General features: G+C 58.8%; 16 protein-coding genes. 9 read left to right on the top strand and 7 right to left on the bottom strand.

Features of this window, described 5'->3' with window-relative positions:
* Window positions 1-30 precede the first annotated feature (30 nt).
* The gene (gene kdgR, locus C5L13_RS16760; protein ID WP_105384435.1) at window positions 31-825 is read right to left on the bottom strand and encodes a DNA-binding transcriptional regulator KdgR; all 795 of its coding nucleotides are present in this window, start codon (window positions 823-825) and stop codon (window positions 31-33) included.
* 193 nt (window positions 826-1,018) lie between these two features.
* Between kdgR and bglB the strand changes: the two genes are divergently transcribed.
* The 8 genes from bglB to C5L13_RS16720 all read left to right on the top strand — a co-directional run bounded on the left by bglB (window position 1,019) and on the right by C5L13_RS16720 (window position 9,901).
* On the top strand, window positions 1,019-2,137 hold the full coding sequence (gene bglB / locus C5L13_RS16755; RefSeq protein WP_105384563.1) for a beta-galactosidase BglB: 1,119 nt from the start codon (window positions 1,019-1,021) through the stop codon (window positions 2,135-2,137).
* Window positions 2,138-2,259: 122 nt separating this feature from the next.
* Window positions 2,260-3,543 (top strand): ABC transporter substrate-binding protein, encoded by a 1,284-nt coding sequence (locus C5L13_RS16750; protein ID WP_105384434.1) that lies wholly within the window; start codon window positions 2,260-2,262, stop codon window positions 3,541-3,543.
* Between the two features lie 72 nt (window positions 3,544-3,615).
* Complete coding sequence (locus C5L13_RS16745) at window positions 3,616-4,509, top strand: carbohydrate ABC transporter permease (RefSeq protein ID WP_105373126.1); 894 nt, start codon at window positions 3,616-3,618, stop codon at window positions 4,507-4,509.
* Complete coding sequence (locus C5L13_RS16740) at window positions 4,490-5,407, top strand: carbohydrate ABC transporter permease (RefSeq protein ID WP_105384433.1); 918 nt, start codon at window positions 4,490-4,492, stop codon at window positions 5,405-5,407. Before C5L13_RS16745 ends, C5L13_RS16740 begins: the two co-directional genes overlap by 20 nt.
* Window positions 5,408-5,419: 12 nt before the next feature.
* Window positions 5,420-6,514, top strand: coding sequence for an ABC transporter ATP-binding protein (locus C5L13_RS16735; protein ID WP_105384432.1), 1,095 nt, complete (start codon window positions 5,420-5,422; stop codon window positions 6,512-6,514).
* A gap of 35 nt (window positions 6,515-6,549) precedes the next feature.
* Complete coding sequence (locus tag C5L13_RS16730; RefSeq protein ID WP_245571312.1) at window positions 6,550-7,806, top strand: Gfo/Idh/MocA family protein; 1,257 nt, start codon at window positions 6,550-6,552, stop codon at window positions 7,804-7,806.
* 5 nt (window positions 7,807-7,811) lie between these two features.
* Window positions 7,812-8,834 (top strand): Gfo/Idh/MocA family protein, encoded by a 1,023-nt coding sequence (locus tag C5L13_RS16725; RefSeq protein WP_105384430.1) that lies wholly within the window; start codon window positions 7,812-7,814, stop codon window positions 8,832-8,834.
* Window positions 8,831-9,901 (top strand): Gfo/Idh/MocA family protein, encoded by a 1,071-nt coding sequence (locus C5L13_RS16720; protein WP_105384429.1) that lies wholly within the window; start codon window positions 8,831-8,833, stop codon window positions 9,899-9,901. Before C5L13_RS16725 ends, C5L13_RS16720 begins: the two co-directional genes overlap by 4 nt.
* A 42-nt stretch (window positions 9,902-9,943) precedes the next feature.
* On the opposite strand, the gene C5L13_RS16715 is transcribed toward C5L13_RS16720, so the two are convergent.
* Both C5L13_RS16715 and C5L13_RS16710 read right to left on the bottom strand, forming a co-directional pair.
* Window positions 9,944-11,530 (bottom strand): glycosyltransferase family 39 protein, encoded by a 1,587-nt coding sequence (locus C5L13_RS16715; RefSeq protein ID WP_105384428.1) that lies wholly within the window; start codon window positions 11,528-11,530, stop codon window positions 9,944-9,946.
* Window positions 11,531-11,557: 27 nt separating this feature from the next.
* Window positions 11,558-12,589, bottom strand: a complete 1,032-nt coding sequence (locus tag C5L13_RS16710) for a glycosyltransferase family 2 protein (protein ID WP_105384427.1) — start codon at window positions 12,587-12,589, stop codon at window positions 11,558-11,560.
* Window positions 12,590-12,891: 302 nt separating this feature from the next.
* On the opposite strand from C5L13_RS16710, the gene C5L13_RS16705 reads away from it, so the two are divergent.
* On the top strand, window positions 12,892-14,010 hold the full coding sequence (locus tag C5L13_RS16705; RefSeq protein WP_245571310.1) for a hypothetical protein: 1,119 nt from the start codon (window positions 12,892-12,894) through the stop codon (window positions 14,008-14,010).
* A gap of 181 nt (window positions 14,011-14,191) precedes the next feature.
* Here C5L13_RS16705 and C5L13_RS16700 read toward each other — a convergent pair whose 3' ends face one another.
* The 4 genes from C5L13_RS16700 to C5L13_RS16685 form a co-directional block, all read right to left on the bottom strand.
* Window positions 14,192-14,968 (bottom strand): LuxR C-terminal-related transcriptional regulator, encoded by a 777-nt coding sequence (locus C5L13_RS16700; RefSeq protein WP_105384425.1) that lies wholly within the window; start codon window positions 14,966-14,968, stop codon window positions 14,192-14,194.
* A gap of 212 nt (window positions 14,969-15,180) precedes the next feature.
* Entirely contained in the window at window positions 15,181-16,785 is a 1,605-nt protein-coding gene (locus C5L13_RS16695; RefSeq protein ID WP_158693471.1) for a glycosyltransferase family 4 protein, read from the bottom strand.
* Between the two features lie 74 nt (window positions 16,786-16,859).
* Window positions 16,860-18,326: an oligosaccharide flippase family protein gene (locus tag C5L13_RS16690; protein ID WP_105384423.1), complete on the bottom strand. Its 1,467-nt coding sequence runs from the start codon at window positions 18,324-18,326 to the stop codon at window positions 16,860-16,862.
* Window positions 18,327-18,371: 45 nt separating this feature from the next.
* Window positions 18,372-24,914, bottom strand: coding sequence for a type I polyketide synthase (locus tag C5L13_RS16685; protein WP_105384422.1), 6,543 nt, complete (start codon window positions 24,912-24,914; stop codon window positions 18,372-18,374).
* Window positions 24,915-25,098: the final 184 nt, after the last annotated feature.

Raw genomic sequence — 25,098 nt, 5'->3', positions numbered from 1 at the left:
GAAAGCGACGTCGAAAACTGAAGGCTATATCTAGTTTTTTTCCGGCTGGTAGCCGAGCCCGGTGGAGGCGGTGAGCCCTGCCGTGCGCAAGAGGTCGACATACTCGGATTTCCGGCTTTCATCGAAGCGGAACATCGGGAAGGAAATCGACATCGCGGCGACCGGCTTTCCGAGGTAGTTGAAGATCGGCGCCGCCATGCAGCGCACACCCGCCTCGCTCTCCTCCACTTCCTCGGCAAAGCCGCGGTTGCGCGCCATCTGCAGTTGCACGAACAATTCCTGCGGATCAGTGATGGTGCGCGGCGCGAGCTTCGTCAGTTCCATCCTGTTGATCCGCTCACGGATCTCATCCTCATCGCGCCATGCAAGCAGCGCCTTCCCAAGCGACGTGCTGTGCAGCGGATTGCGCAGCCCGAGGGTCGATTTCATCGAGAGACTGTAGGCGGAATCATATTTGTGGATGTAGACGACCTTCTGATCGCGGTCGTCGAGAATGCCGAGATTGACGGATTCGCCGGTTGCACGGGAAAGCTTTCCCATCGCTTGATCCGCCACACGCAACAGGTCCGTCTGCTCGGTCAGCGAACGCGCCCCCAGGCTGAAGAGTTTCAGCGTCAGACCGTATTTTTCCGTCTCCGCATCCTGCTCCACATAACCAAGCTCCACCATGGTCTGAAGCAGGCGATGCGCCGTAGTTTTCGACGTCATGGCTCGTTGGGCGAGATCCGCAAGGCTCACCTTCTTCCCCTCGACCAGGGCCTCCATCACCGCAAAGACCTTGAGGACAGCGGCGACGTTTTCGGTTTTCGAGTGCAGCTCTGACATTGTGCTTATTCTATTTTTTTCGAAATCTCATTCTGGAATTTAGAAAAACCTGTGTCAAGATACAGGGGCCCACCACACCGGGGCTCCGTCTTTGAGGTAGACTGCAACAGAAAAACACGGTTGAAAAGCCACAAGGAGTGTGATTTCCTAAAATCCGGAATAACATTCCGAATATTTTATGGAGGCGTCCGGCATGCATCCGTTGCTGCGGCAGAAGCAACACCTGATCCAGCGCAATGATGTGTGCGATCTAATCGATTGGCTGATCGACAACCTTGTCCACATCGAGGATCGCACCGGCGAATTTCTCCTGCGTCTCGATGACGGCCGCGTTATCGACACCAAAGGCTGGGCGGGCTGGGAATGGACCCATGGCGTCGCGCTTTTTGGCCTTTTCAAATATTGGCAGCTGACCGGCAACCAAAAGGTGATGGATATCATCGTCGATTGGTTTGAAGCTCGGCTTGCTGAAGGAACCCCCACGAAGAACATCAATACCGTCGCGCCGTTTCTGACACTTGCCCATCTCTATGAGCTCACGGGGGATCCCCGGTGGCGGCCATACCTGGAAACATGGGCCGAATGGGTGATGTACGAGATGCCGCGTACCCGCGAAGGTGGACTGCAGCATATCGTCTATAACAGCGTCAATGATCAGCAGCTGTGGGACGACACGCTGATGATGAGCGTGCTGCCGCTTGCCAAGATCGGCCTCGTGCTCAAGCGGCCGGAGTTCGTGGAAGAGGCAAAATACCAGTTCCTGATTCACGCCCAATATCTCTCCGACACGGAGACCGGCCTCTGGTTCCACGGCTGGACGTTTGACGGCAATCATAATTTTGCCCGCGCCCGCTGGGCGCGCGGTAATAGCTGGATCACCATCGCCATTCCGGAATTCATCGAGCTCCTGGATCTTTCGGAAAACGATCCGGTCCGCCGTCACCTCGTGTCCTTGCTCGGCCGGCAGGCAGCAGCGCTGAAACTGCACCAGCACCCATCGGGCCTGTGGCACACGCTGATCGATGATACGTCGAGCTATCTGGAAGCTTCGGCGACTGCCGGCTTCGCCTATGGCCTGATGAAGGGCGTGCGTAAGCGGTATCTGGGCATGGAATATCTGGAGACCGCCGAACAGGCCATGAAGGGCGTGATCGATAACATCAGCCCCGAGGGAGAACTCCGGCAGGTATCTTTCGGCACGGCGATGGGCAGCGATCTCGATTTCTATCGGCAGATCAAGCTGACATCCATGCCCTATGGGCAGGCGATGGCCATGCTCTGCCTGACCGAGCTTTTGCGCAGCTTCATCTAGCGAACTGCGCCGAGGAAGAATGGAGCGTGTCCGGCAGGAGGAGCCGGCACGCAGCAAGCTATGAACAACCGCAACGGATCCGGTGCCGACAAGGCGTTCCGGATTAGAAGGAGGAGGACGAAATGACCAAACTCACAAGACGAGCATTGTTGGGCACCATAGGAGCGGCAGCAGCCGCTTCTGCGCTTCCGGCCACGCCAGTTTTTGCTGCCGATCGCTCGATCCGGCACTATTGGTGGGGCAATCCGGAGCGTGACAAGCGCACCTTTGCCGTCATCGACACATTCCAGAAGAAAAACGCCGGCATTGCGGTCTCCGGCGAAACGATCGGCTGGGGCGACTACTGGACCAAGATGGCGACCCAGACAGCAGGCCGGAACATGGCCGACCTCGTGCAGATGGACTACCGGTTCCTGTTCGAATACGTCCATCGCGGAGCATTGAAGCCTCTCGACGAATTCGTCGGCAAGAGCCTGATGATCGCCGACTTCGACAAGGGTCCCCTTGATGGTGGCAAGGTCGACGGAAAGCTCTATGCCCTCAACATCGGTTCGAACAGCCAGGTCATGGTCCACAATACGCGCGCCTTCAAGGAAGCGGGTATCGATGCCGACCTGATCAACTGGACCTGGGACGACTTCGGCAAGGTCTGCGAAAAGATTACCACCAAGACCGGCGGCAAGATGAAGGGGTCGGACGATCTGTCGCTGATGATCGAGACCTTCGAATCCTGGGTTCGCCAGAATGGCCGGGAATTTTACGGCCCGGAAGGCAAGGTCACGGCGACAGCCGAGGACGTCGCCAGCTGGTGGCAGATGTGGACCGATCTGCGCAAGGCAGGGGTGGTTCGCGACAAGAACAAGACCGTCATTCTCGACCCGCCGATTGCCGAGTCGGGCATCGCCGTTGGCGACACTGCCATGTCCCATTACTGGTCCAACCAGATGGTCGGTATCCAGGCTGTCGCAAAGGACAAGATCGGCGCCGCCATGGTGCCCCACAAGGCTGGCGGCAAGCCCGGACAGTTCATAAAGCCCTCGATGTTCCTGTCCCTTAGCCGCGACGCCAAGGACACCGAAGCCGCGATCGCCTACATGAATGCCTGGGTCAACGATCCCGAGATCACCGGCATCCTCGGTCTGGAACGCGGCATCCCTTGTTCACCCAAGGTCCGCGCAGCGCTGGCCCCGAAGCTCACCGAGGTCGAGAAGCTCTCCGTCGACTACTTCACCGCGATTCAGAGCAAGGTAGGCCCGCTGCCGCTGCCCGCCCCCAAGGGAGCCGGGGAGGTACGAGACGCCTTCATGCGTATCGGCACTGATGTCGTGCTGGGCAAGATGGAAGTTGCGGAAGCCGCGGGCATGTTCATCGAGGACGCCCAGGCAATCGTCGAGCGCGCCCAGTAAGAGGCGCTGGAAAATCAAGGCCCCGGTCATTCCTGCCGCCGGGGCCTCTCTTTCGACAACAAGGTCGTTTCGATGAAACGTTTTTTTGCCCGCAATGCACCGGCCTATGTGTTTCTTCTTCCATGGTTGATCGGATTTTTCCTGCTCGCTTTGGGGCCGATCCTTGCGTCGCTTTATCTTTCCTTCACCCGCTATGACATGGTGAGCGCCCCCCGGTGGATCGGTTGGGGCAACTACGAATACATGTTCACGCGCGACCGGCGCTTCTGGAAAGCGCTGGAGGTGACGTTTACCTATGTTGCGCTGGCTGTGCCCGCCCGACTGATCATGGCCCTCGGTGTCGCCATGTTGCTCGACAAGGGCTTGCGGACGATCGGCCTTTACCGAGCCATCTTCTACCTGCCGTCCCTGCTGGGCGCTTCCATTGCGATCGCCATACTGTGGCGCCAGCTTTTCGCCGCCGACGGTGTGGTCAATCAGGTCCTGGCGATGGTGGGAATCCAGGGAGCCTCCTGGATCACCGATCCGGACACCTCGCTTTATACGCTGGTCGTGCTCGCCATGTGGCAGTTCGGCTCGCCGATGCTGATCTTCCTGGCTGGTCTGCGCGGCATTCCGCGCGATCTCTACGAGGCGGCGGAAATCGACGGTACGCCGCGCTGGCGGCAATTCACCCGCATCACCTTGCCGCTGCTTGCGCCGGTGATCTTCTTCAATCTGGTGCTGCAGACCATCGATTCCTTCAAGACCTTTTCCAGCGCCTTCATCATCTCCAACGGCACCGGTGCTCCTGCAGACAGCCTCCTGTTTTATACGGTCTACCTGTTCAACGAGGCCTTCAAGTTCTTCCGTATGGGATACGCATCGGCGCTTGCCTGGTTTCTGCTGGTCATCATAGCGACCTTCACCGCGATCGCTTTCTTCACGTCTAAATATTGGGTGCACTATGAAAACGAGCGCGACTGATCTGGAACTTGCCATCCAGATGGATGAGGCCGCGCGAGTAGCTCACGAGCTGCGGCTGAAACGCGACAGGCAAGAGCGCAACGGCCGGATCCTGAAGCATATCTTCCTGATCATCGTGTCATGCGTGATGCTCTACCCGCTGTTCTGGCTGCTCGCTTCCTCCTTCAAGCCGGAAAACGAGATCTTCGGCAGCCTGACGCTTTGGCCTTCTGAATTTCGTTTCGAGAACTATACGAAGGGCTGGTACGCCCTGCCGATGTCCTTCACGGTCTTCTATGTGAACTCGGCAATTGTCACGGGCCTGTCGGTGATCGGCAATCTGGTCTCCTGCTCGTTCGCGGCCTATGCCTTTGCACGGCTGAACTTCACCGGGCGCAGCTTCTTCTTCGCGCTGATGATGATGACGCTGATGATCCCCTATCATGTGGTTCTCATCCCGCAATATGTTCAGTTCCTGAACCTCGGCTGGGTCGACACCTATCTGCCGCTGGTAGTCCCGCGCTTCCTCGCCTCCGATGCCTTCTTCATCTTCCTGATGGTGCAGTTCTTTCGGCAGCTGCCGCGCGAGCTGGACGAAGCAGCGATGATCGACGGCTGTTCGCCCTTCAAGATCTACTGGGCGATCATTTTGCCGCTTTCGCTGCCGGCCATGGGCACCGCCGCGATCTTCTCGCTGATCTGGGTTTGGGAGGATTTCCTGGCCCCTCTCATCTACCTCAACGACATCAAGAGCTACACCGTACCACTCGCGCTTCGCCTCTTCCTCGATCAGGAGGGACAGTCGGCCTATGGTCAGATGTTCGCAATGTCGGTCCTTTCACTGGTTCCGGTCGTCATCTTCTTCGTCCTGTTCCAGAAACTCATCGTGCGCGGCATCGCCACCTCCGGAATGAAATAGGGAACAAGACGCATGGCAGGATTGACGGTTCGAAACGTCGGCAAGCGCTATGGAGCGCTGTCCATCATCCAGGGGCTGAATCTGGACATCCACGACGGCGAGTTTCTTGTTCTCGTCGGTCCATCGGGCTGCGGAAAATCGACCCTCCTGCGCATGATCGCAGGCCTCGAAGACATCAGCGAGGGGACGATTTCGATCGGCGGAAAGGTCGTCAACGACCTGCCCGCCTCCAAACGCGAGCTCTCCATGGTATTCCAAAGCTACGCTCTCTATCCGCATATGAGCGTGCGCAAGAACCTCGCTTTCGGCCTGCAAAACTTCAAGGTTTCAAGCGCCGAGGTGGAGCGTCGGGTGGCGGAGGCCGCACGCATCCTGCAAATCGAGCAGCTTATGGACCGCAAGCCGCGCCAGCTTTCGGGCGGCCAGAAGCAACGCGTCGCCATCGGCAGGGCGATCGTGCGCGAGCCGCAGCTTTTCCTGTTCGATGAGCCGCTTTCCAATCTGGATGCGGAACTGCGGGTGCAGATGCGGGCGGAACTCGCCTCGCTCTACGCACGCCTCGGCACCACGATGATCTATGTGACCCACGATCAGGTGGAGGCGATGACCATGGCAAGCCGGATCGTGGTCTTGCGCGGCGGCAAGATCGAGCAGCTCGGCACGCCGCAGGAGCTCTACACTCGGCCGCAGAACCTCTTCGTTGCTGGCTTCATCGGTTCGCCGAAGATCAACATGCTGCAGGCGAGAACAACGCGCGGGTCGGACGGGAGCGTGGTTTCGGTTGCCGGCATGCCTGACTTCGCAATCCCCGATCTTCCGACCGACGATCAAGCGCTGACTCTATGCGTGCGACCTTCGTCTCTGCGTGTCGGCAATGGTGAGGTCAAGGGCGATGGTACGATCCGCCTGGTGGAGTATCTGGGCAGCGAAACCTTGCTGCATATCGCGCTATCTTCAGGCCAGGTACTGCTGGTCAGCGACAACGGGCGGACGCCCTACCGAATGGGTGATCCGGTCACCATCGGATTCGACCTTCCCGACCTCCACTATTTCGATAGCACAGGTCAACGCATCGAACCCATCCAGAAAGAAAGCCAAGCCCAGTGAAGATCGCCATTGTTGGATGCGGCTCGCGGCATCAGATGTTTCGCAATTCCGTTGTTGAAGACTATGCCGACAAACATGAGATCGTTGCCCTCTGCGACAGCAATGCGCATCGCCTCGGCGAAGCGGCGCAGGCGGCCTCAAAACCCGGGACGAACGGTGTCGCCACTTATCTCGCCGCGGATTTCGACCGCCTGATCGCGGAACAGAGGCCGGATACCGTCGTCGTCGCGACGCCGGATTTCCTGCACGCCGATTACATCGTCCGTGCCTTCGAGGCCGGCTGCGACGTCATTTGCGAAAAGCCGCTCACGATCGATCTCAACCGTCTCAAGCAGATCATCGATGCTCAGGCCCGCACGGGCCGAAAGGTCACGGTGACGTTCAACTACCGATATTCACCGGCACGTACCCAGATCAAGGAGCTGATTTCATCCGGAGCGATCGGCACGGTGACGGCCGTCGATTTCCGCTGGCACCTCGATCGGGTTCACGGCGCTGACTATTTCCGCCGCTGGCACCGCCAGAAGGAGAATTCCGGCGGGCTGCTGGTTCACAAATCGACCCACCATTTTGATCTTCTCAATTGGTGGCTGGGAACAGCACCGACGGAAGTCCTGGCCTCCGGCCGCCGGGTCTTTTACCGTCCGGAAACGGCGGTGGAGCTGGGTCTCGCCGGTCGTGGGCCACGCTGCAGCGACTGTCCCGTCGCCTACAAATGCGATTTCCGCCTCGATCTTGCAGCCGACGAAAACCTGCGCAACCTCTATGTGGAGGCAGAGCACGAAGACGGCTACTTCCGCGATCTTTGCGTATTCGATGAAGAGATCGGCATCGAGGATACGATGCAGGCGCATATCCGCTACGCCTCGGGCGTCACCGCCAATTACACCCTGACTGCCTATTCCCCCTGGGAAGGGTTGGAAATCAAGTTCCAGGGCACCAAGGGCGACATTACCCATCGCCATATCGAGGTCCACGGAGTTTTCGGCGGCAAACGTGCCCATGCGGACGAAGATGCGATCACGACGGAGCTCCACCTGGCCGGCGAGCCTCCGCGCCAGCTCACCGTTCCGAAGGCGACGGGGGATCACGGCGGCGCAGATCCGGTCATGCTGGGTTATATCTTTGATCCCGAAAACATGCAGCCCGACCCCTATGGCCGCGCCTCCGATCATGTGGCCGGCGCCTGGTCCATCCTCACCGGCATCGCCGCCAACGCTTCCATAGACACGGGTTCGTTGGTCAATATCCAATCCATGCTTCGCGCTCGCGGCATCCACCTGAACAGGTAGCTCTCATGGCCTTTAATCTTCGCATCGGCGTCATCGGCATTGACCATGGACACATCTACGGCATGATCAATGGCATGCTGGATGCCGGCGCCACGCTCGTTGCATGGACGACGGGCGAGGAGACCCCGGAGGCGGCCCGCAAAACATTCCAGGAAACCTATCCAGATCTACCGGCCCGGCCGATGCAGGCCATCCTCGACGATGAAAGCATCGTCCTTGTCCTTTCCGCGGCGATCAACAGCGAACGCGCCGATATCGCGGTGGCGGCGATGTCGCACGGCAAGGATGTTCTGGTCGACAAACCCGGCTGCACCAGCCTGGAACAGCTGGCAGACATCCAGCGCACCGTCGGGGAGACCGGGCGACGCTGGGTCGTATCCTTTTCCGAACGCGTCTCCGTCGAGAGCGCCACCCTGGCGGATCAGCTGATTGCCGAGGGCCGGATCGGCAAGGTGGTTCAAACGGTCGGCCTCGGGCCGCATCGCTTGAATGCCCATCTCCGGCCGGACTGGTTCTGGGACAGAACCCGTTGCGGCGGAATTCTCGCCGATATCTGCGCCCACCAGTTCGACCAGTTCCTGCATTTTACCGGATCGACCGAGGCACGCGTGGTTTCCGCCCATGTGACCAATGTCGCAAATCCAGATCGGCCCGCATTTCAGGATTTCGGCGAAGTGCTGCTGGAAGGCAATGGCGGGCGCGGTTATGCCCGGGTCGATTGGCTGACGCCGGACGGTCTTCCCGTCTGGGGCGATGGCAGGATCACCCTTCTCGGAACGGAAGGTTATATCGAGCTACGCAAATACATCGATATCGCCGGTCAAGACGGCCAGGACCACGTCTTTCTGGTCGATAAGTCGGGCGTGCAGCGGTTCGAGGCAAAAGGCGCCGGAAAACCCTTCCTCGGCCGCCTGGTTGCCGATGTGGAAAGGCGAACGGAAACGGCCATGGCCCAATCCCATGCATTCCTTGCAACCCAATTGGGACTGCAGGCGCAACTCATCGCGGAAGAGAAAGCAGCCCGATGACGGAGCGTATCCGTGTCGCCGTCATCGGCGCGGGCATAGGCAAGGCTCATATCGCCGCTTATGCGGAGCTAGCCGATCTCTTCGATGTCCGTTATGTCTGCGACCTTAACCTGCCTCGAGCCGAGGAGGCGGCACAGCAGGCTCCGGGCAGTCGGGCTGTTCCCGACATCAACGCGGTCCTCGCCGACACCTCCGTGGATCTGGTCGATATCTGCCTGCCACCTCGACTGCATGCGCCGATGACGCTCGTCGCCCTCGAAGCCGGAAAGCACGTCGTCTGCGAGAAACCTCTTGCAGGTTCGATCGCCGAGGTTCGCCAGATCGCGGAGCGGTCCGCACAAACGGGGCGGCAGGTCTTTCCCGTATTCCAATATCGCTATGGCGCCGGCTACCGAGCTGCGCATGAACTGAAGGCACAAGGACTTTTGGGCAGGCCCTACGTCGTGGCTCTGGAGACCCATTGGCAACGCGGATCTGCCTATTACGCCGAGCGCTGGCGAGGTACCTGGAAAGGCGAACTCGGCGGCGTCCTCGTCAGCCATGCGTGTCACATCCACAATCTGGTGACTCACCTCGTCGGAGATGTCGTGGAGGTTGCCGCCTTCCTGGACACACGCGTCAATCCCATCGAGACCGAAGATTGCGCGGCGCTCTCGATGCGCACGACGGAAGGCGCCTTGATCACATCCTCGGTCACTTTGGGCGCGGCCGGAAACAGCTCGCGGCTCAGGATGTGTTTCGAGCATGTCACCATAACCTCGGGCTCAGAACCCTACCAGATAGGAGCCGGACCCTGGAAATTCGAAGCCACCGACCCCTCGCGACAGGCAAAGATCGATGCGGCAATTCAGGAAGTACCCGACGTCCTTCCACGGTTTCCGGGACTGTTCGCGGATGTCCATGCACGGCTCACCGGCAAACCGGACCTTTATCTTCCATCGCTTCAGGAAAGCTATCACTCGATCGAGTTCGTCACAGCGATCTATGCCTCAGCCAGAGAAAGCCAAGTCGTACGCCTGCCGCTTTCCGCAGATCACCCCTTGGCCGCGGGCTGGCTGCCGGAATGAGCAAGGGCAATGCCTGCGCCGGTTCGGCGCTGTGGCCGTCCACTACTGTTTCGAGCCGAATCGAGGATTGTGGCACCTTGTAAGATTATGCCCCGCCAGCGAAAGCGTGTCGCTTTGCTCAAGCGGGATTGCCGCATCACCGAGCACGCAGTTCTCCGATTTCGGGTTGAGAACCCAGACGTCCGGTGAAGCAGAGGCGATATCCTGCGCCACATAGGGATAGACGCGCCGCTCGCCGACCACGGCGTGATCTGCCTTGCCGAACAGCCCGAGGCTTGCGGCTCCGAGGCCGTCCAGCTTCTCTCTGAGGCGCAACATGCCATCCCGCACGGGGGGCTGAATCTGAAGCGCGCTGACCCTTCCCGTGCCGTTGTCCAGGTAACGCAGAACAGCCCAGAACTCAGACGGGCCATTAGTCATGAGAATGGCGTCCTCGGTCGTTTGGGCCTCCCAGGCTGCAACGATTTCCCGATATCCTCTTTTTTCGAAGGCCATGGTGTAGTTCACACCGCCGTAAAGCATCAGGAGCACGATGACCGAAACCGCTACGCGATGGGCAATCGTCCTCACCCTGAATGCGGCATCGGCGTAAAGCCCAAGCGAAATCGCCAGGAAAGGCAGGAAGAGACCAAGCGTCCGATAGATGAAGACGGGCTTGGCTAAAAGCGAGATTGCGAGCAACACGCCAATCGGAATCAGGACCAGGAATATCCCGATCCAGCGGTCACGGGTTTTGGTCAAAGGCAATAGAACCATCAGCGGCAGAGCGAAGAGTCCCGCGATCGTCGGCCACGGAAACTCAAGTCCAAGCAGGGTGAGCGTCAGGTGGATGCCGATCGTGGGAAGATCGAATCCGGAAACGCCTTCGGTCTGCCGGATGGCTCCGATCGCCAGCGGATAAAGGGCTGCCAGCGCAACGACCGCATAGGTGGCCACGAAGAAACGGAAGTCACGCGCGGGCACGGCTTTGAAGAGGCGTAAACCGGCATGAAGGAACAGGAAGAATGTGACGAAGAAGCCGAGACCATGCGTTAAAGTGACGGCGAGGCCGAGGCATAGCGCCAGGAGCAACTGCCGCATCACCGCCCGCTTTTCCACGATCATCCGCTGAAGCACATACCAAAGCCCGATCTGCAGCAGAGCGAGCATCGGATACATTCGCACGTTTTCCGCAAAGAACAGCTGGAGCGGCATCAACGCGAAGATCGCAGCGGCCCAAAGGCCGACATTCCAGCCATATATCCGCCTGCACGCTTCGAAGAGCGCTATGATTGCTATGATGCTGAACAGCGTCGAATTGAGGATATACCAGCGATCACTGTCAGCCAGCGCGGCCCACAGGTGCAATTGAACATAGTAGAGGGGTGGATGCGTGTCGAAACGCAAGGCTGCCAGGAGCAGATCGGTTATCGGACTTTCAGCCAGCGCCACCGAAAATATCTCGTCTTCCCAAAGCGACGCTTCGAGAAGCAGGTTTAAGACCCGCAGCGTTATGCCCGCAAGAACGAGCGCGACGAGGATGATTGGAAGAATATGTCCTCCCGCCATGTCGCGGAATTTCGGAGAGACGGGGACCGCGCGCCAGGAGCTTTCGCCCGCTGAAAGCTCATCAGTTGGAGGAAAGGTCACCGCGATGCCCTCCGCTAAGTTCGATTTTCATACCGATCTGGTGGACCGGCGGCGGCGCGTGCGCTGGCCTATCGAAACAAGATTGTCTTGCGGCTGCGGGCTGATTTCCCGCCGAACGATATAGATCGGCCGCTGTTTGATCTCGGCGTAAACGCGTCCGAGATATTGACCGAGGATACCGATCCCGATCAGCTGAACGCCACCAAGAAACAGCATGCTCACCAGCAGCGAAGCATAACCAGGCACTTCCACGCCAAAGTAGAGTGTCTTGATGATCGTCAGCAGCCCGTAGCCGAACGAGAGCGCGGAGATGGATGCTCCGACATAGGTCCAGATCTCAAGAGGCACGCTGGAGAAGGAGGTGATCCCTTCGAGCGCAAGATTCCACAGGCGCCAGCCGGAGAACTTCGATTGTCCCGCCACGCGCGGCTCACGCGCATATTCGACAACGGCCGTCCTGAAGCCCACCCAGGCAAACAGGCCTTTCATGAAACGGCGGCGTTCGGGAAGCTGCTTCAGCGCATCGATCACCTGGCGATCAATTAAGCGGAAATCACCCACATCGGGCGGTATCTCCTGAGAGGCGATCAGATTGTGCAAGCGGTAGAACATCGACGCGGTGCTGCGCTTGAGAAAGCTGTCGCTCGACCGGTCCGAGCGTTTGGCCACCACCACCTCGTAGCCCTCGCGCCATTTGTTCAGCAGCAGCGGGATGACGTTGGGAGGGTCCTGCAGATCGACGTCGATGGGAATGGCGGCATCGCTTTGGCAGGCGTCCAGCCCGGCCGTCATAGCGGCCTCCTTGCCGAAATTGCGAGACAGATCGATTATCCGGATGCGAGGCTCGGAGCGCTGAGCCTCGATCAGCCGGTCCGCGGTCGCATCCCGGCTACCGTCGTTGATAAAGATGAACTCGAACTCGATACCCTCTGCCTGCAGGGGATCGAGCGCCGCCCGGGTCGCGTCCAGGAATGGGCCGATCGCCGCCTCCTCATTGTGGACGGGAATGATCAGGCTGACGACGGGCGTCGATCTACCATGAATAGAGTTTAAGGACATCGGAGTTCTCGCGGTTCCAGATCGATATCCTAGGCTGCGGCGCCGATCCTTGCCCACCTATGCTTTGGAAGGAGGTGTCTTAGCACCTCGACCGCCTCTCCCCCCAAAAGAGGTAGGAATGCAACTGCGCCTCTTGGACAGGGTGAAGGGGCGCTTCGCTCCGGTATATGCTGCCCTGAGCCACGGTCCTCGGCCCCCTTCTTCCAGCAATTCCCGCAAAGTTACCGGTCGGGTTCGAAAGCCGGATGAAGCCATGCACTCGGACTGGCTGAACCTTGAAACCTTAGGAAAGGCCGAAGCTGGTGATTACTTCCAAGAAGCCTCTACTCGCTGTCGCCTCTGCCCTCGCATGGCTGCTGGCAACCGACGCGCGACCGCAGGACGGCATACCACGGGATACGCGGGAGTCCGCGCAAATCTTCTTCACTGGTCACAGCCTCATCGACAATCCGTTGCCGGATTGGGTCGAGCTGATTGCCAAGAGCAAAGGCAACAAGATCGCCTGGGAACAACAGAACATCCCCGGTGCCCCCCTACGGCTTCGCACCTGGGGCGGCGAGAACGACAAGCCGTGGGCGGGCTACGGCTATGGAAAGAACCGCGACGGCGAAGGTTTGAATGTCGCGGATGAATTGCGCCACGCCCGCCATATCAAAACGGGCCGGCCGTATGACACGTTGGTCATTGCAGAGAACCATGGCGTTCTCGGCAATGTCATTTGGGAAAATGCGATCGGATATCTCCGGCATATCCACGACCGCCTGATGGAAGGCAACCCTCAAGGCAGGACACTCTACGTTCACACATGGCTTGCCGTCGATGAGAACAAGCTGCCGATGTGGCTGGAACACGAGAAAAACGTATCCGTTGCCTGGCAATGCGTGGCCGAAAAAGTGAGATTGACCTTACGGTCGGAAAATCGGCCGGCCAACCTTTCGGTCGTCCCCGGCGGCACCGCCTTGATTGAGCTCGCGGACCAGGCGCTCCAGGGAAAGATCCCCGGCATAAAGGGAAATACCAAGGAAGTCCTCGGTCAGATCTTTCGGGACGATGTGCATTTGACCGATGCGGGCATCTATTTCATGGCCGCTGTCCACTATGCCACCATCTACCGCCAGTCGCCGGAAGGGGCAAAAGCACCTCCGACAGTTCCACCTGCCCTGGTGGCCGACCTGCAGAGGATCGCATGGAAATCGGTGCAGGACTTCCTGCAACAGGAACAGAGACATTCACCCAGCATGGAAGAGTGCCGGCAGGTAATCGTCGAAAAGGTATGCCATACCTATTGGACCCTTGCGCGAGAGCCCGACGAAGTTGGCCGCTGCCGGAGCTATTTTGCTGAGACCCGACCCCAGACTGACGGCAATCCCTTCATCTGGCCGGATCCAAACTGGAAACCTCTCCCAAAGCCTTCGCTTTGAATTCGATCCCCCAAATAAGATAGAGCGTCCTTTGCACGTCCATAGGGACGCAAAAAGGACGCTCTAAGCGGATTGCTGTGCACTTGCCAGTCCAGATATGCCCGGCTGATGCCTCGATACGTCAACTGCGAACCCGCCATTCGCAGCCGGAATATTCAAGGATCGGCTTTATGGGCAGCTCCTAGTTTACCTGTCCGTACGGAAACATATCATTGAGTTTATAGGCGACTTCCGTCCGGTTCGTAGCCTTCAACTTCTTCATGATGTTTCGGATATGCACCTTGACTGTGCTTTCACGCAGATTGAGTTCATAGGCGATAATCTTGTTGGCCTTGCCCTTGCGAAGTGCCTCGACCACCGCTTCCTGGCGCGTCGTGAACATCCCGGAAAGCGATCGCTGTTCGCTTGCCGGCGAGGTGTTCACCAAGTGACGCATGGATAAGATGCTGCTGGCCGGAATGAAGACACCGCCGGCAACAGCCAAGCTGATCGCTTCGACACAGACGCCGATACCGACGCAGGATGGGATGAAACCGCGGATGCCATATTCCAGCATTTTCACGATCTGTCCGAGATCATCCGAGTCCGAAAGCACGATGATCGGCGGAGATCTGAACTCTGCCATCAATTTCGATATGTCGTTTGCAAGCACCGGGTCATCGGCCTTCCGGCTGCCGATGTTGAAGAGGACGGCCTGAACCGGAGGATAAAGGTCCTTTTCCCTTCTCCATTCCTCGATGGAGCCGACAGCGCAGACCTCCATCTTCAGGCCTCGCCCGACAAGCGCTTTTGCAAGGCATTCGCGATCCAGCGCCCTCGCGTCGATGATGACGAGAGACTCGTTGTGGCTGGCCTTGCTTGCGTTCTCTTTGTCCGCAAGCTTCGGCATTTCACTCATAATTCGGAAGGTTTCTGTCACGGCAGGAGAGCGGCCATAGCCGCTTATCGTTGAACTCATGTTACCCCCTCCCCGGGTTAGGACGTGGCCCCCCGGGAACTGCAGTTACAACTACCCCAAACAGACTGCCATTTTTTTCTTCGACTATTTATTGAGCTCAATATACGACCGAAACGTACTTTAGTCTATCTTCAATTACGATTTCCTTTACCAAGAGATCAAAATAAAGTTCCGACTAAGTATTGGTTTTGTTCTATGTTAGGTCCTATGCATCAAAAAATTGGTTTTGGAGAGCGTGCCACAACCCATTTGTAGATCTGAAGCATCTCATCCGCCTTTACATCCCAGGTGTATCGCTGTCGTACACGCATCGCGGCACCGTTACTCAGAAAAGCGACCAGATCGGGACTAGCGTCGAGCTTCTCGAACGCCGCCAGGAAGCCAGCCGTCAACGTCTTCCGGTCATTGAAATCTACGGATATTCCGGATTGTTCATCAAGCAGCTCCGGCGGCCCTCCATAGTTGGCGACGATCGGGACGAGCCCCATCGACATCGCTTCGAGCACAACCCCACCTCCGAATTCCCGCACGCTCGGCAATGCCAAAACGTGACATCCAGACAGCGTCGCGGCCAGATCCTTCTGGTCAACCCAGCCTGCAAAACGAACTTTGTCGCCAAGCCCCTTCCGGCGCACGGCGTCCTCCAACTCGCTTCGCTGGGGGCCGTCCCCGATTATCAGCACATCGATATCCAGGCGTCCGCGATAGGCTGCTACCGCCTCGATCAGAATGTCGGCGCCCTTATACGGAACCAGCCGGCCGACAAACGCGACAGCCAATCGGTTGCCGGAGAGCTCACGTAACCGGAATGGAAACCGCTCTGGATCGACCGCATTTTCAGGAATGAGGAAAGCTCGCTTGACGCAGCTTTCCGGGAGCTCGCTGAGCGTGTGGCGTGATCCGGCAATGAGCGCCGCTGCCTGCACCCTGGTCGCCCGGTAGGAAGGCATTAGGCGATAGAGCTTTCTGAACAGCGACAACCACTCGCGTTCACGGCTGCGCACCCCGGAAAAACCTTTCGGCCAGGGCAAACCGCCATTGAGGGGTCCGAGAACGAAGGGGATTTTGTGCTTGCGCAGCCGCGTGGCGATTGAGCTCTGACTGGTTGGGCTAAGCGGCGTAATCCTATGCACCAGATCGAACTCGCCAGCTCTCAACCGATCACCGAGCAGCCGCCAGACTTCACGTTCGAAGCTGTAGTAAGAGAAGGAAGAAAGCGCCGTGACGACTGTCCAGCCCTTGTTCTCCCCACCTCTAAGATATTTGCTGAGCCGATGAAGAAGATGAGCCACCCGCTCATTATCGATAGTCACGAAATCGCGGTCCTGAACGAGACCCGCCCGGAGGAAGGCCTCCCGATTTCTGATCTGGGTGACGATAAGACCATTCGTCCGCGCCATGATCGACCTAGCAAGATTCCAGCCGACCAAAGGCACGCTTGTCCATTCCGGGTTGGCGGCCTCCACGATCAGCAGAGGACGAAGCGCATCACCGGATGATGTCCGCACGTTGTCAGGAAAACCGTTTTCGATGTCATCGCAGGTAAGGCCGCATGTATCCGGTTCCCACGATCCGGTTCGCCCAACCTTGCCCACATGCCCCCCTTCAGTGATCATCCCAAGGAAGCCCTTTCGATGAACATGATCAGGCGGCCAGAACGCTTTCGTTTCCCAGACACGAATAGCCAGCAGGACATATGCTTCATGCAAGTAGCCTCGATTGAACAGACGGCGATTGTCCGGTGCGGGTAGCGTATGCTTGTATCTGGTGGATTTATTTTTTTGGTAGATACTATTTTCCTCTTTCTTCCTCAGCAATATATCGGAATGAGGAGCAAACTACGTCTTTGGCGGTACTATTTTGCAAGAAATACTCCGGACCTGCGCCTTCGCTAAAAGCTGATCCCCATCGCTTCAACCGCCATAACCGCCATATGTCCCGCCAGATATCCAACAGGCCAGACAGCCAGCACGGCGATTTCATAAAGAGGGTTGTTAAGCCGATTGCGCCTGTTGAAATAAAAAACGAAGGGTAGGATCGGCAGGCTGTGAAGAGCAATTGCCCAAAGAGCGCCTTCGAATCCAAACCAGTAATAAGCGGCCGGCAGGCACACGAAGATCGAGATCGCACGGACAAGATTGAGGACGCTTTGATTTCTTGGCTCGTTGACGGCCTGATAGACCGCCGACAGCATAAGAAACCGGCCGGCAATCAGGCTGAAAGACAGGATTTCGATAATCAGAGCGGCATCCACGTATCGATCGTCATACAGGAATTCGATGAGCATCCGTCCGCCGGAATAGACCGCGCCAGCGCTGCCGATAAATACGATATCGAAGGGCAGGCGCATTTTCAGGAAGACGGCAGGCAAATCCTCCGGTCGTTCCCGGGCAATTTTGCTGAGAGCGGGCATAGCCACGCTGGAAAAAAGGCGCCCTCCGGCCCCCTCGAGCATGGCAACAAGATTAAGGGCGAGGATATAGAGCCCTAGCATAGTGGGGCTGGTCCAGCCGGCCAGCAGAATGCGGTCGCCATTGGCAGCTATGACCGTCAATATCGACGACAGCAGGATCCAGCGGCCAAAGCGGAGCAGATCGGCGAGGGCTTCCCGCTCCATCCGGAAGCGGTTCCAAGCTCCAGGCAGCCAGATATGACTTAGAATGGTCGTCACCAGTGATGAGACGAGGGCCGAGACCACAAAAGACCAGATTGAACCGGTGTATAATGCCAGCAATACGGCGGTAGCGAGGCTTATGATTTGCGCCACGATCTCGATGACGGTCAGTCGTCCGAGATTGAGATGCCGATAGGCCGTGATGATCTTCGTGGATTGCAGACCCATGATGATGGTGCCGAACGATGCGGCGATGATGACCGTCGGAAGTTCAGGCGCGGTGTAGACCGACCCTTCAGGAAACCAGCCGTATCTGGCTCCATATCCGACGATGACGGCGACCAAGATGCAGGCAAACCAGATCAGGCACCCATGTAAGAACTGGAGCGCCCAGGCCGTATCGAGATAGGCTTGCTCGTCCCCCATCCTGCTCTGGATTGCGGCGGGCCTCAGTCCCAGATCCGATAGCATTGCTATCGAGACCTGCACCATGATGGCGACGCCCATTATTCCGAACATTTCGGGGACCAACAGACGGGTGAGGATCAGGCTGCTTGCAATCCTGAGGAACTGAGGAACGACATACCCTATTACCGTCCATCCGGCGGCACGCATGATGAGATTGCGAAAGCCGCGCGACTCCGGATCCGATGCCGTCGGAACCGACTGAATTCCGGATCCCTGATCGTCTCCGGGTCCGGAAGGCTCCGGGTGCCAGTCGCGGGAAGTCATTGCTTCGGCCAAAAGGATCTCCTCGCTCCAGGCACCTGTGGATGCAAAATAGGAGCACTATGCAAGTTCGATGACCTGTCGCGGTTCGGCCCGTTCTCCGTCGCGGGCACGTGAGGCATCCGGTGTTGCCCCAGAGCTTGCCGCGGCGTCGGCCACGACTGCACGCATGCGCTCCGCGAGTACGCGGACATAGGGATCCAGGACCATGCTGTCGTGATCGCCCGGCACCTCCGAAACCCTCAGGGCGCCGACATGCTCGCTCCAGCCGTTGTCCGACAGCAGAATGGCACGGTTCTCCCTAAGGCAACGTCCTCCGCTGAGGCGATAGAAGACAGCTGGCTTGGGACGGAAAAGCGTGACCGCACCCGCATACGGTTTGACCTGATACTGGAAGGCCGCCCGTCTGAACGCCACCTCGATCTTTTCGTTGTTGAAATGCTCCGTCGCGCCGACCTGACGTTCCGCCTCGTGCTTGGCAAGACTTTCCGCTCGGGAGCGGCGACGGTCGCCAAGATATTTCACGAGATAATTCATCTTGTGACGTCGGATATCCTGCAGCTTCATCATCAGCCGGTCGCGGAAAGCCAGTTCCGACTGCCTCGGCTGAGGCGTGTCCAGCATGACCACATGCGCAACCTGTTCTCCCGCCTCCACCAACTGACGGGCGATTTCATAGGCGGCTATGCCGCCGCCCGAATATCCGGCGAGCAGGTACGGCCCATGCGGCTGCACGGTTTGGATCTCGGCGATATAGTCGGCCGCCATCTCCTCGAAGGTGAGGTGCGGCTCATTATCCCCGTAAAGCCCGCGCGCCTGGAGGCCGTAGACAGGCCGGTCCGCTCCCATGCACATCGCCAGATGGCGAAGGTTCAAGATGTTGCCGAACATACCTGCGCAGATGAACAAGGGCGCTGCTTCAGCATTGCGGCCGGGATTCATCAAGACCAGATGGAGCGGCTTAGCCGTCGGGAGTTCTGTCGCGTTCGTTTCGGTCCGTACCGTTTCACTTCCTTCCGGTCGCTCGGCAGCAATGCGCGCGGCACATTGGGCAATGGTAGGCGCCTCGAACAACATCGAGATCGGCAAGTCCAACCCATACTCTTTCTTGATCATCCGAAAGAGCCGAACTGCGATCAGCGAATGCCCTCCTACATCGAAGAAACTGTCATGAATGCCGATCTTGGCGATGCCGAGGAGCTCACGCCAATACCCGGCGAGAGTCTCCTCGATCGGATCACGCGGCGCCACGAATTCGCTGTCGAGGTCAGGTCTTTCGAAATTGTCGCCCGTTGGCGCTGCCGGCTCGGCGGTCGCAGCAACCCAGTTCTGCAACAATTCAAGATCGATCGAACTGATGATTGGCTGCGGTTCTGAGGTCCCCAGCGCACGCAGAAGCGCTGTGAAACCCTCTGCCGGGAGGATGCCGTTTCTCACCTGTGTGCCGAGCTTCAACAGAGCTGGGGACGGCGTTGCATGCTTCTTGTGAGGAGCCGCCGGCACCTCTGCGTTAGATAATCCAAGTGCAACATCGCTCTCCAGCCGGCGCATGACGAACCGCTCGGCTTCGAAGACGAGATCGCCCTGACGATCCGTGATCATCACATCGAAAGCGGCGTAACCGTCGCCGAGATCGCTGCTGTCGGAGAGGCGCACATGGCTGATGATCTGAGCCGGAAGCGACCTGTAGAGCACTACTCGCCCATAGGCGGCCGGCGCCCAGAGGCTTGCTGCGGAGCCATAACCCTCGGCGAGTTCCAGAGCAAAGCCGGTTGCGATATCCAGCAGCGCGGGATGCAGGACCGTGCCTTTCGCCAGGTCTTCCGCAAAGCAGGGATCCAAACGCAATTCGGCAAGGGCTTCGCGCTTTTGGATTGCCACCGATTGAAGGACTGCCCAACGGGGACCAAACCGGATGTGGTTCTCCTGCACTGCCCGCAACGTCTCGTTGCCAACCGCCACGCGCCTTTCCCCAAATGAAAGGACCAAGGCCGGAACATCGACGACGCGAGATTCTTGTCCTTCTCTGGGCGTGAACATAGCTTCGGCATGCTTGACGAAAACGGCAGTATCACCGCCTTCTGCCGGCCCAGCGACGACGATCGCGCGAAAGCGCTCCCCGAGCGGTTCAAGCCGAACCCGCAGGGTTTTGATGTCTCCGTCGGCAAACACCAGAGGCTTCAGAAAGACGAGGTCATCTATATCGGCCTGCAATGGCAATCCGTATTCTCGCGCCGCCTGCGCAATCAGTTCGAGATAGCCTGTTCCGGGCATGACGGCTTGACCTGAAACCAGCCGGTGTTCGTTCAGCATCCATTCGGTCTGCGGGCCGATCGTTGCCTCGAGCCACGGCGTTCCGGCCTCGTCCTCCGTCCAGCGTTGGAAAAACGGACCGGACGCCAACCCTGCAACAGGCCGCACACGGTCTTGATCGACTGCCAGACCCAAGGCGCGGGCCGCAAGCCCGACCTCGTTCCAGACACCCCAATGAAGCGCGATCGTGGCCCGGTCGGTCCGGCGCGACCGGCTTTGCGCAAACGCATTGAGATAGGCATTTGCCGCTACGTAGTCGACTTGACCGGCTCGCACGACGTCCGTGCTGGTGGATGAGAACATCAGGAAGAAGTCGAGTTTCACATTTTCGAAGGCTGCATCGAGTACCGTCGTGCCAAGTACTTTTGGCGTCAGCACTCTGTCGACATAATCCCGTGTTTTCGTCTGGATAAGGCCGTCATCCACCACGCCGGCTGCATGAAACACGCCGTTGATTTCGCCAAAACGAGCAAGCGACATTTCGACCGCATGCGCCATCTGCTCCGGGTTTGCGACGTCGCCTTGGAGATAAAGCACCTCTGCGCCTTTTTCCTCCATTGTCCGGATCGCCGAGATCGCCCTTCGGATATTGTCATGACCGTGGGTGCGTTCGTAGAAATCCCAGTCTTCACGCTGCGGCAAAGCTATCCGCCCCACCAGGGCGAGCCGCGCTTGGAACTGGCTCGCAAGCTCCCCGGCGAGCGCAAGAGCGACCTCGCTCAAGCCGCCGGAGACAAAATAGACACCATGCCGGCGGAGCATTGTTCCCTCTGCCGCTATGTCTCTTAATGGCATCCGTTGATGGATTTGGGTCCAGCGACGCCCGTTGCGGTAGGCAACCACCTCAGACCCGGGCTTGGCGTGAAGGTCTTCCCAAAGCTGCTCAACGAGCGAGGCTTCTTCCCGTGTCTCCTTCCCGGAACCTTTTCCTTTTCGGGAGAAGAAGCCGGCTTCGGCATCCCGGCCCTCTTGCCGCAGGTCGACATCGATCACCTTGACGGTAACGTCGGTCATCTCCGTGGGCATGACGAGGCCCGGGCCGAGGATCGTGGCCTTCTCAGGATAAGGCAACACTTCATCGGCCACCTGATGCATTCCGTTGGTCACGAGCGTGAAGTGAACCGCCGCGGTCCCGCCCGCATCACCCAAAGCTTGGGCGAGGTGCAGCAGGCTATCGAAACCGCATTCCTGATTGCGGTGGAAGAAGTTCGAACCGGGCCGGAAAGTCTCCTGCTGCGTGAGAAGCCACATGTGAACGATACGGGTTGGAAGGCTCTTGTCGGCTGTAAGCCCGGCGATTAGCGCGTCATATCCCGACCGGCCGAATTCCGGGCAAAGCATGTAGCTTTCTGCATCATGTCGAACGAAGGCATCGCCCAGCGACACGGTGACGACACCGTGGCCTTTCGAACGGAGCTGCTCCACCAGGCGAAGACCTATCCCTCCTTCATCGAGGAAGAAAAGCCATGACTGGCAATCCTTCTCGTTGCCAGGCTCGTAATCGGCAAGCGTTCGTTTCCAGGCTGGACGATACCCCCACCGCTCGATATCCGGTTCCTTCGAGAGAATAAGCTCGGAGGCCTGCTGGCTATTGGCGGCGACCGCGCGGTCGATGAAGAAACGCCGATGCTGGAACGGATAGGTTGGCAACCGGACGCGGCGCGGGGAACGTCCCTCCCACATGCGATCCATGTCGACGTCGACCCCCACGGCCCAGGCCCTGCCGACGGCTGAAAGAAAGTGAAGTCTGTCGTCTGTATTCTCGTCCGGATGCGGCAGGCTGTTGATGACCTGGTTCGCCGGGACCGAGCCCTGCGCCTTTGTCAGCGACGACAGGACGCGCCCAGGGCCGACCTCGACATAGATCAGCCCCGGATCGGCGGAAAGCGTCGCCATTCCGTCAGCAAAATGGACGGTCGAACGAAGGTGACCGACCCAATACATCGGGTCGGTCGCCTCTTCGGCGCTCAGCGGCAAGCCCGTACGATTCGATAGGATCGGGATTGTCGGAGCGCGAAGAGTAATACTACGTAGGAATGCCTCGAAAGGCTTGAGAATGGGATCGACCAGACGGGAATGCGCGGCGATGTTGATGGGAACACGCGTCGCATCGATGCCCTGTCCGGCCAGGGTCTCCCGAAACCTCTCGAGATCCTCATTGAGGCCGGAGACAACGCAGAGCGAGGGAGCGTTGATCGAGGCCACATCGAGCGATGGCGGCAGCAGTTCCGCAAGCCTTTCCCGATCGATCGGCACGCTCAGCATCCCACTCGGCCGAATTGTCTCGAACAGCTTGCCGCGCAGATGCACGAGGTGCACCGCATCCTGGAAGGAGATCACGCCCGCCACGCATGCCGCAGCATTCTCGCCCATGGAATGACCGATCAGAGCATTTGGCTTGACACCCCACTCCATCCACAAACGAGCCAGGCCTATCTCGGCAATCAGGATCGCCGGGAGCTGGAGCGAGGGACGAAGGAAGGCTTCCGCTGCAGCAGGACTCCCCTCCACCAGCCAGGTTTCCCGGATCTGAGCCGCCACATCGGCTGGCAGATAGGAAAGACCTTCATCGACGGTCGAGCGAAATTTGCGATCTTCTTCATAAAGCCGCTTGGCCATGCCCACGTATTGAACGCCGCCACCGGGGAAAAGGAACACAGTGCCGGATTGGGCCGGTACATGCTGATGAGCAAAGCCGCGGCTCGTGGCATTCGAAAGCGCCGCAATGGCATCCTCCCGATTGCGGACCGCGAGCACCATGCGATGATCGAAATGTCTGCGGCCGTGGCGCAGGGTGTAACTGACGTCGTCCAGCGAAATATCTCGCTTGCTCGATAGTGCGGAAGCAAGCCGCTCCGTCATCGCATCAAGCGTCTTGCGCTGGCGGGCGGAAAGAAACAGCAGCAGCGGATCAGCGCCATCGGCCTGCGAGCCTACCTTCTCATCTGTCGGAATGTAGCGCGCGGGAGCCTGCTCCAGAACGGCATGCGCATTTGTGCCGCCGACCCCGAGAGAATTCACGGCGGCGCGGCGCGGCCCGGATATCTGAGGCCACTTCAACAGCTTGCTGTTGACCCGAAACGGGCTTTTATCGAACTCGATCGATGGGTTTGGACGCTCGAAGCCAAGCGTCGGCGGGATCTCGCCATGTTCAATCGCCAGGACCGCCTTGATGAGGCCGACGACGCCGGCGGCGGTGTCCAGGTGACCAATATTCGATTTGACCGACCCGACATGGCAGAAGCCTGTTTTGTCGGTGCTCTGGCGGAATGCCGCGGTCAACGCCTCGATCTCGATCGGATCTCCCAAGAAAGTGCCGGTACCGTGGCATTCCACATATTGGATCGTCTCTGCCGCAACGCCGGCCAGCCCCTGGGCTTCCAGCACAGCCTCCGCCTGTCCGCTGACGCTGGGCGCCAGATAGCCTGCCTTGCTGTTGCCGTCATTGTTGACCGCAGTTCCCTTGATAACACCGTGGATGACATCGCCGTCGCGCAACGCATCGGAAAGTCGACGGAGAACCACGACGCCGACGCCACTCCCGAATACGGTTCCGGCTGCACGGTGATCGAACGCGCGGCAGTGTCCATCCGGCGAGAGAATTTCTCCCTCCTGGAAGAGGTACCCGCGGCGATGCGGAAACTCGATCGTGACGCCGCCGGCGAGCGCCATGTCACATTCACCGGAGATGAGGCTCTGGCAGGCGTAGTGTGTAGCGACGAGCGAGGTCGAGCAAGCTGTCTGCACGTTCACACTCGGACCGCGCAGATCAAAGGTGAAGGATGCCCGTGTGGCGAGAAAATCCTTGTCGTTGCCGGTATGGCGCAGCAGGAACATGCCGACCTGATCGACAAGATTGCGATTGCTACAGACATTGAAGAAGAAATAGCTACCCATGCCGCAACCGGCAAAAATGCCGACCGGACCGGAGTGGGCATTCGGGGTAGGGGTCCGGCCGGCATCCTCCATGGCCTCCCAGGCACATTCCAGAAACTGGCGGTGCTGAGGGTCCATGATAGCCGCTTCCTTCGGATTGAGCCCGAAGAATTCCGCATCGAACATTTCCATGTCGGGAAGCTCTGCGCCGCGGGGGACATAGTTCGGATGATGAATGCGCCCGGGATCTTCTCCGGCCGCCGCCAGTTCCTCCGGTGAAAACGTGCGGATGGATTCCACTCCATCTCGCAGGTTCCTCCAGAACTCATCCACATTTCGGGCGCCGGGTACTCTCAAAGCCATGCCGACAATTGCTATATCGCCAGCGGAAATCTGGTTGGCCCCTTCAAGCATCGGCAACGCCCCACCCCGGATGAACTCGGCCCGAGGAAGTCATCTGTAATGACCCTTGGGCTGTGTTCCACTTCCCTTCAAAAATGTCCGCGAGCGTCCACTCGCCATGTTCAGTGTGCTGCCAGCGCCAACGCAATCGCAATTACGCCTTTGGGAGCCGGCATCATTCAAAAGGCGGAGATGC

Origin of the sequence: Neorhizobium alkalisoli, assembly GCF_002968635.1 — a bacterium.
GTDB classification, from domain to species: Bacteria; Pseudomonadota; Alphaproteobacteria; order Rhizobiales; family Rhizobiaceae; genus Neorhizobium; species Neorhizobium alkalisoli.
This window is presented reverse-complemented; position numbering and strand designations above follow the sequence as displayed.

Bases quoted from the DNA above. Each gene is read 5' to 3' on its own strand.
- kdgR (WP_105384435.1), bottom strand. From the start codon at position 825: ATGTCAGAGCTGCACTCGAAAACCGAAAACGTCGCCGCTGTCCTCAAG.
- bglB (WP_105384563.1), top strand. From the start codon at position 1,019: ATGCATCCGTTGCTGCGGCAGAAGCAACACCTGATCCAGCGCAATGAT.
- C5L13_RS16750 (WP_105384434.1), top strand. From the start codon at position 2,260: ATGACCAAACTCACAAGACGAGCATTGTTGGGCACCATAGGAGCGGCA.
- C5L13_RS16745 (WP_105373126.1), top strand. From the start codon at position 3,616: ATGAAACGTTTTTTTGCCCGCAATGCACCGGCCTATGTGTTTCTTCTT.
- C5L13_RS16740 (WP_105384433.1), top strand. From the start codon at position 4,490: ATGAAAACGAGCGCGACTGATCTGGAACTTGCCATCCAGATGGATGAG.
- C5L13_RS16735 (WP_105384432.1), top strand. From the start codon at position 5,420: ATGGCAGGATTGACGGTTCGAAACGTCGGCAAGCGCTATGGAGCGCTG.
- C5L13_RS16730 (WP_245571312.1), top strand. From the start codon at position 6,550: ATGTTTCGCAATTCCGTTGTTGAAGACTATGCCGACAAACATGAGATC.
- C5L13_RS16725 (WP_105384430.1), top strand. From the start codon at position 7,812: ATGGCCTTTAATCTTCGCATCGGCGTCATCGGCATTGACCATGGACAC.
- C5L13_RS16720 (WP_105384429.1), top strand. From the start codon at position 8,831: ATGACGGAGCGTATCCGTGTCGCCGTCATCGGCGCGGGCATAGGCAAG.
- C5L13_RS16710 (WP_105384427.1), bottom strand. From the start codon at position 12,589: ATGTCCTTAAACTCTATTCATGGTAGATCGACGCCCGTCGTCAGCCTG.
- C5L13_RS16700 (WP_105384425.1), bottom strand. From the start codon at position 14,968: ATGAGTTCAACGATAAGCGGCTATGGCCGCTCTCCTGCCGTGACAGAA.
- C5L13_RS16685 (WP_105384422.1), bottom strand. From the start codon at position 24,914: ATGCTTGAAGGGGCCAACCAGATTTCCGCTGGCGATATAGCAATTGTC.